Annotated in this window: 10 protein-coding genes and 3 tRNA genes; 4 read left to right on the forward strand and 9 right to left on the reverse strand. The window is 29.8% G+C overall.

Annotated elements, in window-relative coordinates; genetic code table 11:
- Window positions 1-13 precede the first annotated feature (13 nt).
- Together SCSC_RS09335 and SCSC_RS09340 are read right to left on the reverse strand one after the other, a co-directional pair.
- Entirely contained in the window at window positions 14-703 is a 690-nt protein-coding gene (locus SCSC_RS09335) for a triose-phosphate isomerase (protein WP_006270324.1), read from the reverse strand.
- A 23-nt stretch (window positions 704-726) separates the two neighbouring features.
- Entirely contained in the window at window positions 727-1,266 is a 540-nt protein-coding gene (locus SCSC_RS09340) for an NAD(P)H-dependent oxidoreductase (protein ID WP_006270338.1), read from the reverse strand.
- Between the two features lie 154 nt (window positions 1,267-1,420).
- Here SCSC_RS09340 and SCSC_RS09345 point away from each other — a divergent pair, with 154 nt between their 5' ends.
- Window positions 1,421-3,043, forward strand: a complete 1,623-nt coding sequence (locus tag SCSC_RS09345) for an ATP-binding cassette domain-containing protein (protein ID WP_006270327.1) — start codon at window positions 1,421-1,423, stop codon at window positions 3,041-3,043.
- Window positions 3,044-3,116: 73 nt separating this feature from the next.
- Entirely contained in the window at window positions 3,117-5,696 is a 2,580-nt protein-coding gene (locus SCSC_RS09350; RefSeq protein ID WP_006270322.1) for a YfhO family protein, read from the forward strand.
- Between the two features lie 83 nt (window positions 5,697-5,779).
- On the opposite strand, the gene SCSC_RS09355 is transcribed toward SCSC_RS09350, so the two are convergent.
- The 7 genes from SCSC_RS09355 to rlmH all read right to left on the reverse strand — a co-directional run bounded on the left by SCSC_RS09355 (window position 5,780) and on the right by rlmH (window position 9,015).
- Window positions 5,780-5,853: transfer RNA gene (locus tag SCSC_RS09355), tRNA-Asn, on the reverse strand.
- Between the two features lie 5 nt (window positions 5,854-5,858).
- A tRNA-Glu gene (locus SCSC_RS09360) sits at window positions 5,859-5,930 on the reverse strand.
- Between the two features lie 85 nt (window positions 5,931-6,015).
- The gene (gene comE, locus SCSC_RS09365; RefSeq protein WP_003071650.1) at window positions 6,016-6,765 is read right to left on the reverse strand and encodes a competence system response regulator transcription factor ComE; all 750 of its coding nucleotides are present in this window, start codon (window positions 6,763-6,765) and stop codon (window positions 6,016-6,018) included.
- Window positions 6,765-8,087 carry a sensor histidine kinase gene (locus SCSC_RS09370; protein ID WP_218028116.1) on the reverse strand — a complete coding sequence of 441 codons (1,323 nt, stop codon included), beginning with the start codon at window positions 8,085-8,087 and terminating at the stop codon, window positions 6,765-6,767. Before SCSC_RS09370 ends, comE begins: the two co-directional genes overlap by 1 nt.
- A gap of 19 nt (window positions 8,088-8,106) precedes the next feature.
- Entirely contained in the window at window positions 8,107-8,253 is a 147-nt protein-coding gene (locus SCSC_RS09375) for a ComC/BlpC family leader-containing pheromone/bacteriocin (protein WP_006270349.1), read from the reverse strand.
- Between the two features lie 166 nt (window positions 8,254-8,419).
- Window positions 8,420-8,493, reverse strand: a tRNA-Arg gene (locus SCSC_RS09380).
- 42 nt (window positions 8,494-8,535) lie between these two features.
- Window positions 8,536-9,015, reverse strand: coding sequence for a 23S rRNA (pseudouridine(1915)-N(3))-methyltransferase RlmH (gene rlmH / locus SCSC_RS09385; protein WP_006270335.1), 480 nt, complete (start codon window positions 9,013-9,015; stop codon window positions 8,536-8,538).
- A gap of 204 nt (window positions 9,016-9,219) precedes the next feature.
- Between rlmH and htrA the strand changes: the two genes are divergently transcribed.
- Window positions 9,220-10,410 carry a serine protease HtrA gene (gene htrA / locus SCSC_RS09390; protein ID WP_006270334.1) on the forward strand — a complete coding sequence of 397 codons (1,191 nt, stop codon included), beginning with the start codon at window positions 9,220-9,222 and terminating at the stop codon, window positions 10,408-10,410.
- Between the two features lie 54 nt (window positions 10,411-10,464).
- Window positions 10,465-11,232, forward strand: a complete 768-nt coding sequence (locus SCSC_RS09395; protein WP_003071657.1) for a ParB/RepB/Spo0J family partition protein — start codon at window positions 10,465-10,467, stop codon at window positions 11,230-11,232.
- The last annotated feature ends 4 nt before the right edge of the window (window positions 11,233-11,236 follow it).

Here is an 11,236-nt window from a genome sequence, read left to right on the forward strand (position 1 = left end):
TTCTCCTTGTTTTTTACATCAATACAAGAGTATCTTTTAGTAAGTATTGGTGTATTTCAACCAAACTTTCAATTCTATCTCCAATAAGAATACCATCAAATCCAATGGTTAAAATCTGTTCAATATCTTCACAGTTTACACCACCACCAAAAATCAACTGATATGTAAACCCAAACTTTACACTTGAATTATCTAAATAATTTTTTAAATCTTGGAAACTTTCTTCAACTTTTGTAAATGAATAATCCTTTTTTCCTTTTAATGTTGCACTTAATATTTCATAAGCTATGATAATATGTTTATCCTGAAGATTCAAACCATCTAAATATGTTGCACATTCAAAAATAGGTTTTTCATGATTTCCTACACAAATAATAGGGACAATATCTTTCTGTAAAGCATTGTCAAGCTTTGATCGAATAATTCTTGTTGTTTCATTTAAACACTTTTGCCTTTCTAAATGGCCTACAAAAGCATAGTTTATATTGTAATGTTTTAAATGTTGAGGTGATAAATCACCTACATTTCTTCCTTTAATTGACAAATTTTGAACTGCGATGTCAAAATGATACTCATCATAATTTGGTATAATAGGAGCTATAATCAATTGATGCTGCTTGTTTATTGGTTGATTGAACTTCTCTAACAATTCTAATTGTTGCTTGATTGACATCTGATTTTTAAAATTAAAAACAACTAACACTTTACTATTCCTTTACATCATATTTACAATTCTTTTAAAAAATAATCTTCCACTGTTTGTTTGTAAGATTCAAATTGAGGATTTTTTACAACATTATGGAAAGATAGTGTTTTTCTTTTCTTTAAACCACAAAATTCCATGGTCTTATGAAATGAAATCAAAATATCATCAACATCTTTTCCATCAAAAAATGTAGTCGGATTATTAAACGCTTCTTCTGGTGCATTCCAAGTTGTGGATAAGATGTACTCCTTGTTTTTCATTAAACCACCTTGACCATAAGTATCTGCAAACGAATAAAATTGACCATATTCAAAAACTTCATCCATATACAGCTTTAACTTTCCAGGCACATTAAACCAATAAATAGGAAATTGAAAAATAATCAAATCTGCCCACAAAAATTTATTTCTTTCGTTTATTACGTTGTAGTCCTCAACTGACGATAACTGAATATCATGTTTGTGTCGTAAATTTTCCAACATAACATTATACAAACTAAAATTTAATTCTCCTTTACAGAAATCATGCTTTTGATAACCATTTATTAATAAAATTTTCATTTTTTCCTCCTAAAAATTTATAAATTTATTATAAATCTATTTATTTTTTCTTACTTCTCTATATTCTAAAATGTAATATTTTATCCCTGAATCATTTGAAAAAAGTCAAATTTTCTAGTAAAATGAAACTAATTACAGAGTTAGGAGAAAAATATTGCTTACAGTATCGGATGTCTCACTACGATTTAGTGATCGAAAATTATTTGATGATGTGAATATCAAATTTACAAAAGGAAATACTTATGGTTTAATCGGCGCTAATGGTGCAGGAAAATCAACTTTTTTAAAAATCTTAGCTGGCGATATCGAACCAACTACTGGAAATATCTCACTCGGACCAGATGAACGTCTCTCAGTCCTTCGACAAAATCATTTTGACTATGAAGAAAATCGAGTTATTGACGTAGTTATCATGGGGAATGAGCATCTTTATAATATTATGAAAGAAAAAGATACCATTTATATGAAACCTGATTTTTCTGATGAAGATGGTGTCCGAGCAGCTGAATTAGAAGGTGAATTTGCTGAATTAGGTGGCTGGGAAGCCGAAACCGAAGCTTCTCAATTGCTACAAAATCTTCATATTCCTGAAACCCTCCACTACCAAAATATGAACGAATTATCAAATGGAGATAAAGTAAAAGTTCTTCTTGCTAAAGCTCTATTTGGTAAACCAGACGTTCTGTTACTAGATGAACCAACAAACGGTCTTGATATCCAATCCATCTCTTGGCTAGAAGATTTTTTGATTGATTTTGAAAACACCGTTATTGTTGTATCTCACGATCGTCACTTCCTTAATAAAGTATGTACCCATATGGCTGATTTAGACTTCGGTAAAATCAAACTTTATGTTGGTAATTATGACTTCTGGAAAGAATCTAGTGAATTAGCTGCTAAACTCTTAGCAGACCGCAATGCTAAAGCTGAGGAAAAAATCAAGCAACTGCAAGAATTCGTTGCTCGCTTCTCTGCTAATGCTTCAAAATCTAAGCAAGCAACTTCTCGTAAAAAAATGCTTGACAAAATTGAATTGGAAGAAATTGTCCCATCAAGCCGTAAATATCCATTTATTAACTTCAAAGCAGAACGTGAAATCGGAAACGACCTCTTGATAGTAGAAAATCTTTCTGTCAAGATTGACGGCGATATTATTCTTAATAATATCAGCTTCATTCTGCGTCCTGGAGATAAGACAGCCTTGATTGGACAAAACGACCTTCAAACAACTGCTTTGATTCGAGCTATTATAGGAGATATTGACTATGAAGGAACTGTAAAGTGGGGCGTTACAACTAGTCAATCTTATCTACCAAAAGACACCAGCAAAGACTTTGCTAGTGGGGAATCTATTCTTGACTGGCTCCGTCAATTTGCAAGTAAAGAAGAAGATGACAATACTTTCCTTCGAGGGTTCTTAGGGCGTATGCTTTTCTCTGGTGATGAAGTTAACAAACCTGTCAATGTTTTGTCAGGTGGGGAAAAGGTTCGTGTCATGCTGTCTAAACTCATGCTTCTCAAATCAAACGTTTTGATATTAGATGATCCAACCAACCACTTAGACTTAGAATCTATTTCTAGCCTAAATGACGGTCTGAAAAACTTTAAAGAATCTATTATTTTTGCTAGTCATGATCATGAATTTATCCAGACACTTGCTAATCACATTATTGTTCTTTCTAAAAATGGTGTCATTGACCGAATTGATGAAACCTATGATGAATTTTTAGAAAATCAAGAAGTACAAGAAAAAGTCAAGAACCTTTGGAAAGATTAAACCTTTTCGCCAGTAGGAGCTGATAAAAGATTCAGTTCCTTAATTTTTAGCATTTTATTATTTATCATAACCTATGAAAAAAATCAAAAAACTTCTTAAACATTATTATCTGTTTGCCTTTTTTATCCCATTTTTTATCCTGTTTTTAACTTATTTTATAAATGGAATTTATTGGAAAAGTGACACTTCTCCACTTTTGGGAGATGGTTTTCATCAGTATGTCATTTTCGATGTTACTTTAAGAAATATTTTGCATGGTACAGACAATATTTTTTACACGTTTACAAGTGGACTTGGATTAAATTTTTATGCTTTATCTAGCTATTATCTTGGAAGTTTCTTATCACCTTTAGTTTACTTTTTCAATTTAAAAAATATGCCAGATGCAGTATATTTATTTACTCTGTTAAAGTTTGGTTTAATGGGATTAACATGTTTCGTAAGTATTAAAGCTATCTTTAAAAAAATTTCTTCTCATCTTATTTTGATACTGTCAACATCCTATGCTTTAATGAGTTTTTCAGTTAGTCAACTTGAAATAAAAACTTGGTTAGATGTTTTCATCATTATTCCGCTTATTTTACTTGGTTTACATTATTTGATACTCCAAAAAGGTTATGTTCTTTACTTTACATCTCTGTCAATTCTTTTCATTCAAAATTATTATTTTGGATACATGATGGTTCTCTTTCTTATTCTATGGTATATTGTTCAAATTTCATGGGATTTTAAAACTAGGATTAAATCTTTCCTGGACTTTACAATTGTATCAATTTTAGCTGGGATAACGAGTCTTATCATGATTTTACCAACTTTTCTAGACTTAAAAACTCATGGTGAAAAATTAACAAAAGTGACAACCTTACTGACTGAAAAAAGTTGGTATTTAGATATTTTTGCCAAAAACTTCATTGGAGCTTTTGACACAACTAAATATGGCTCTATTCCTATGATTTATGTTGGTCTCATTCCATTATTGTTAGCAGTTCTATTTTTTACATTACGATCCATTAAGTTTCACGTGAAACTTGCTTATTTTCTTTTAATTACAATTTTAGTAGCTAGCTTTTCTTTACAACCGTTAGATTTATTTTGGCAAGGTATGCATGCGCCAAATATGTTTCTACATCGTTATTCTTGGACATTTTCCATTGTCATTATCTTCTTAGCTGCAGAAAGTTTAGAACGTCTAAAGGAATTTAAACTAACAAATATTCTAGTTAGTTTTTCTATCTTAGGATTTGGGTTTATTTCTACTTTTATTTTTAAGAAACATTACAAATTTTTAGGTTCCGTTAATTTTATCTTAACATTAGAGTTTTTAGTCGCCTATCTTTTAATTTTTTGGGCTTATACAAAAAAATATATCCCTTCTAAAATATTTACAGTTTCTACTTTATTATTTGTTTGTTTTGAACTTAGTTTAAATAGCTTTTATCAAATGGAAGGAATTGCAAAGGAATGGATCTTTGCAAGTAGGAATGCTTATGAACAAGATTTAACATCTATTGATTCACTCGTTAAATATAGTAAAAAGAAAAACTTAAATTTCTTTAGAACCGAAAAATTGTCTATTCAAACTGGAAATGACAGCATGAAGTACAATTATAATGGTATCTCTCAATTTTCTTCTGTTCGTAATACTGCAGCTAGTTCTATTCTTGATAAACTCGGTTTCAAATCATCTGGAACGAATTTAAATTTACGTTATCAAAATAATAGTATTATTATGGATAGCTTATTAGGAGTAAAATATAATATTTCAACAAATAATCCTCAGAAATATGGTTTTTCGTCTATTAAGACTAAAGATAATTTAACACTCTATGAAAATAGAAATGCTAATTCACTAGCATTTCTAACAAATTCAATTTACAAAGATGTAAAGTTTAATCATTTAACGTTAGATAATCAAACTCGTTTTCTCAATCAACTTTCTGGATTAAATTTAAAATACTATCACCGATTAACTCCTACAAGTAATCATAATGTTAAACAGGTTGGAAATAGAATAGTTGCAGAAGTAGATAAAAATGGTCATGATTCTTTTGCCAGTGTCTCTTATACTTTAGAAGTTCCAGCAAATAGTCAAGTTTATTTAACTTTACCAAACTTAACTTTCTCAAATGACAACCAAAAATCAGTTGACATAACTGTAAACAACAATCAAAAAATGCATTATAGTACTAATAATGTCTTTCCTTTTTTTAATCTTGGATACTTTAATCACAAGCAAACCATAACTGTAAAAGTAACTTTTCCAGATAATTCAAAAGTTTCGTTTGATAGTCCTGAATTTTATACTCTTGATACAAATCGTTTTCAACAAGCAATAAACAAGATTCAACAACAAAAAGTATCAGTAACAACAAAATATAATACAATAACAGCATATTATCAAGCTCAACGAAATAGTTCTTTATTCTTCACCATTCCTTATGATAAAGGTTGGTCTGCAACGCAAAATGGGAAAACAATCAAAATTTCAAGAGCACAAAATGGCTTTATGAAGGTTAATGTAAAAAAAGGAGAGGGAAAAATTAAATTGACATTTATCCCGAATGGTCTTAAAGATGGTAGTATAGCATTTTTATCTGGAATCTCGTTCTTTATTATTTATAATAAGATACGAAAGAAAAATTGTTATAATTAAAAACCCAAACTGTCTTTTTGCTCAGTTTGGGTTTTATTATATCTTGATAATATAAAAAAGCACCCTTTATGAATGCTTAGTAGCTCCGGCAGTAGGACTCGAACCTACGACATCATGATTAACAGTCATGCGCTACTACCAACTGAGCTATGCCGGATAATATAGTCCGTACGGGATTCGAACCCGTGTTACCGCCGTGAAAAGGCGGTGTCTTAACCCCTTGACCAACGGACCATATATGTTCTTTAACAGAACATATACTATTATACCAGTTTGGAAAACTTTGTCAATAGTTTTTATTTAAAAATTTAGTTTTTACTCATCCTTTTGATTCCTCTAAAATGGATTTCAACTTTCCAATTTTCATTCGAGTAATCGGACAACGGTGATCTTCATAAAAAATAATTTCTCTTGTTTTTTTATCATAACCTTTAATATTCCCAATATTAACTAGATAAGATTTATGAGGTGAAAAGAAGCGCTGTGTTTTCTCGTCTTTTTCCTGAATATCTGCAATCGTACCATAAAATTCTTTAAAAAAGTTTTTACCAACAATTCTTAATTTATGAGAAGAACCTGTCGTTTCAATATATAAAATATCATTAAAAGGCATTCTAACTTCGCCACCACGGAAACTATATTCAAAATAATCAACCATATCTTTATTTTCAATCAACGTTGCTTTTGTATATTCAATACTGTCTTTTATATGTTTTTTAAAAGCAGCATCATTCAAATTTTTATCAACAAAATCCAATGCAGATACTTTATATTTAAACGTCATAGTAGCAAATTCTGATTTTGTTGTAACAAAAACAATAATGGCATAAGGATTATGATGCCGTATAAATTTGGCTATTTCTAACCCTTTTGTTTCTTCACCTTTAATATCAATATCTAAAAAATATAATTGATTTACTTCATCGTTTTCAATATATTCTTTAAATTCTCTTACTTTTCCAGTTATTTTAACTTTTATCGGAATCCCCATTTCCTTAGCTATTTCTGCCAATGTTGTTTCCATTCTAACTTGATGTGTAATTTCATCTTCTAATATTAGTACTTTCATTATAGACCTTCTTTCCTTACTCTCATTACTTGTGTAAAATATTCATCCTCAATGTTTGTATCAAGAATAATTCCTTCATAGTTATTAATAATTTCTTTGATATTGCTTAAACCTAAACCTCGTCCCTCGCCCTTTGTTGAAAAATCGGTTTGATAAATCATTTCTAAGTCTAGTTGTCTTTTTTTACGTGAATTTTGAATGACTAAGATAGTTTCTGTATCCAAATCTACCAAAGAAACATTCATTGTTTTTTGATAACTTTCTGCTGCTCCTTCTATGGCATTATTTAAAAGAACACTTGTCATTCTAACTAGATCTAATAATTTAATCGGTAAAGGCTTGACAAAATCTTTTACTTCAAATGTTAATTCTATATTATAATCACGTGCCTTAAACAAGGTTTGTATCATAACGCTTCTAAGCGCTGAATCCCCAATGTTATTTAAATCAAAATAAGTATATTTATCTGAACGAAGTTGTAAATTAGCATTTACTAGTACTTCTTGATAAATTCGTTCTACTTCTCTTATATTACCTGTATGAATGGCAGATTGGAAACTTGCCAACATCCCACCATAATCGTGACGAAAACCTCGAATTTCATTGTAAAGACTCACAATTTCATCTGTATACTTTTGTAGTTGTAGCTGTTCTCGTTCTTTTTGTTTAATTTGCTCCTCTTTTTCATATTTTTCACGAATAGATTGTAAGTAGAATAAAATTGACATAAACATCAAAAAGCAAATCGTCGCAATCATACTAGAAAAACTATTTAAACTTTTCATATTGCTAAGCCAATGCGATACATTTAATAAAAAATGAATGAATAATAGATAAAAATTTAACTGTACAATCTTATCTTTGAAATCAACCTTTTTAAAATATTTAAAATTAAACTTAAAATAATCAATTGCTTTTAAAATGAAAACTAAAGAAATAATATTAATAAAAATATAGAACAATCCCCAATATCTATCAACAAACTTATCACCTGTAACAGAAGAAATAATAACTGAAAAGAAGGTTTCAGAACCTGATACAGCTAAAGATAAAAATAGTGCTAAAAATAAAGACGAATGTTTTTTAACTTTTTTTACTTTAACAAAGTATAAATAAAAAAATAATGGTTGAATAAAAAACATTATATATCTAACCGAATAATGTATTATTGTAGTAAAATCAGTCAAAAATACAATTCCTAAACATAATAAAGTAAAGTGAATATTCACTTTATTCACTCTACTTATCTTCTTATAACAATATACAACAGAAACAGCTTCTATAATTGAGAATATAATCCAATGTATAAATTCTATTTTCACTATACTTACTCCTAAATATTTATTTACCAAAAAGTTTAGAAAAATCAAATCCCATTCTTATTCGACTATCTCCACCAACAATTTTATTTAACTGTTCATCAGTAAGTTCTTTAAATGATTCAACTTCCACTTTAGTTATTTCCTTTTTGCTAAAAATTTTTTTCATAAATTCTCCTTAATGTTTGTTTTTTGTAAGAAATCTTACAAAGTAATTATACAAAATTTTTAAAACCAAATTGAAAAAATCTCCAAAAAACACATTTTTACATCTCAAAAGACTTTTTACACAGATATAGAAAAAGGCACGCTTCTCTCGTGCCTTTAAACTTATATGATCCCAGCAGGATTCGAACCTGCGACCGTTCGCTTAGAAGGCGAATGCTCTATCCAGCTGAGCTATGAGACCAATGCTTTATCATTTTAACAAAAAAAGTCCACAACGTCAAGATTACTTATGATAAGGACTTCCTTGTTGAATCATAAATGCTCGATAAATTTGTTCTACTAAAACTAATCGCATCAATTGATGAGGAAGAGTCAATTTTCCAAAACTCATCAATAAATTAGCTCTTTTTTTAACAGTATTAGATAAGCCAAGGCTTCCTCCAATCACAAAAGTAATATTTGAAATTCCACGAATGGTTATATCACTCAATATCTTACTAAATTCTTCTGACGGAAATTGTTGACCTTCAATAGCTAAAGCAATCACAAATTCCTTATCAGTTATTTTCGATAAAATACGATTCCCTTCTTTCTCCAGAATTTGCTGATTTTTTAAGTGACTTGCTTTATCAGGTGTTTTTTCATCTGAAAGTTCAATCAACTCAAATTTAGTAAAATGTTTTAAGCGTTTTGCATACTCTGCAATCCCATCTTTAAGATATTTTTCTTTTAATTTTCCAACAGTTACAAGTTTTATTTTCATATTTCTATTCTATCATATCCACAGTTATTTCACATCTTATTCACAAGATAAAACTTTAAATTTTCTTTCAAAAACCTTATAAATTACTAAGAAAGTCACAGATTTTGAAAGTTATCCACAATTTGTGGATAAGGTTAAACATTTAAGTTATAATTAAGATAAATTATTTATACTTTCAGTAATTGAAATAACTAGGAGGAAGATATGAAAAATTCTTCAAATTTTACAAAAAAATTATTATGGCTTTTCATGGTCTTAGCTATAGGTTTTATTGGTGGTTTATTTGGAAACTTAACCTCATCAAAATTATCAACAAATAGTTCCACAACAACTAAGGTTAACAAAGTTACTACTGCTTATAAAAATACAAATTCTACAACACAAGCTGTAAGCAAAGTAAAGGATGCAGTTGTATCTGTTATTACCTATGCTAATAATAATTCTCAAAATAGTGTTTTTGGAAATGATGATTCAAATACTAATAACGATAATTCTCAACAAGTGGCTAGTGAAGGATCTGGGGTTATTTATAAAAAAGACGGAAAATACGCCTACTTAGTGACCAATACCCATGTTATTAATGGTGCTAAAAAAGTTGATATTCGTTTGGCTGATGGGAACAAAGTTCCTGGAGAAATTATAGGTTCAGATACTTATTCTGATATCTCTGTTGTTCGTATTAGTGCTGATAAAGTAAAAACAGTTGCTGAGTTTGGAGATTCTAGTAAATTAACTGTTGGTGAAACAGCTATTGCGATTGGAAGTCCACTCGGATCAAATTATGCTAATACTGTGACACAAGGAATTATTTCTAGCTTAAATCGTAATGTGTCTTTAAAATCTGAAAGCGGTCAAACTATTTCAACACAAGCTATCCAAACTGATACAGCTATCAATCCAGGGAATTCTGGTGGTCCACTTGTAAATATCCAAGGACAAGTAATTGGTATTACTTCAAGTAAAATTGCTAGCAACGGTGGAACTTCTGTTGAGGGATTAGGTTTTGCCATTCCATCTAATGATGTTATTAATATTATCAATCAATTAGAAGCAAACGGAACTGTTACACGACCAGCTCTAGGAATCCAAATGATCGACATCACTAATCTGTCTAATTCAGATTTATCACGCTTAAAACTCCCATCCAAAGTAACTAGTGGGGTTGTTGTACGTTCAGCTCAAGCTGGGATGCCTGCAGCAGGAAAGCTTCAAAAATATGATGTTATTACAAAAGTAGATGGCAAAGACATTTCCTCAGTAAGTGATTTACAATCTGCTTTATACAAACATTCAATTGGTGATGATATAAAAATTACATTTTATCGTAATGGAAAAGAAACAACAACTACTATTAAGCTGACAAAATCTACAAAAGATTTAGATTCAAATAATTGACACTTTATTAACACATCTTTACAGAATTGTAAAGGTGTGTTATTCTATATAAACATGGAAAAATATCAATATATTACACTCAATGACATCCAAACAAATCCTTATCAACCAAGAAAAGAATTTTCAGAAGAAAAAATTGCTGAACTTGCTAATTCTATAAAAGAACATGGGATTATTCAGCCCATCATTGTACGAAAATCTCCAATAATTGGTTATGAATTATTAGCTGGTGAAAGGCGTTTTAGAGCTGCTAAATTAGCAGGCTTAACTAATATACCAGCTATTATAAAAGAAGTAACAGATGATGAAATGATGAAGCAAGCCATTATTGAAAATTTACAACGAGAAGACTTAAATCCTATAGAAGAAGCACAATCTTATCAATATTTAATTGACAAAGGGTTGACACACAAAGAAATCGCTCAAACAATGGGAAAATCACGTCCTTATATTACAAATTCTGTCCGTTTATTAAACTTACCTCTTAATATTATGGAAGCGATAAAAGAAGGAAGAATTTCTCAAGGACATGCTCGTTTACTTATCAACTTATCAGAAAAAGAGCAAAATCAGTGGTTCACTAAAATCCTATCTCAAGAACTTTCAGTTCGACAGCTAGAAAAACAATTGCATCCACATCAAAAAAAGACTTCAGCAAAAAACAAGTACCAACTTTTTCTCAAAGAAGAAGAAAACAGATTAAAAAAGATATTCGGTACAGAAATCTCACTCCAATTTTCTAAGCAATCGCAATCTGGAAAAATCTGTATTCACTTTTCAAGTCAAGAAGAATATCAAAGAATTATTGACAGCTTTAAATAAGGCT

It is taken from the genome of Streptococcus constellatus subsp. constellatus, assembly GCF_023167545.1.
GTDB lineage: Bacteria > Bacillota > Bacilli > Lactobacillales > Streptococcaceae > Streptococcus > Streptococcus constellatus.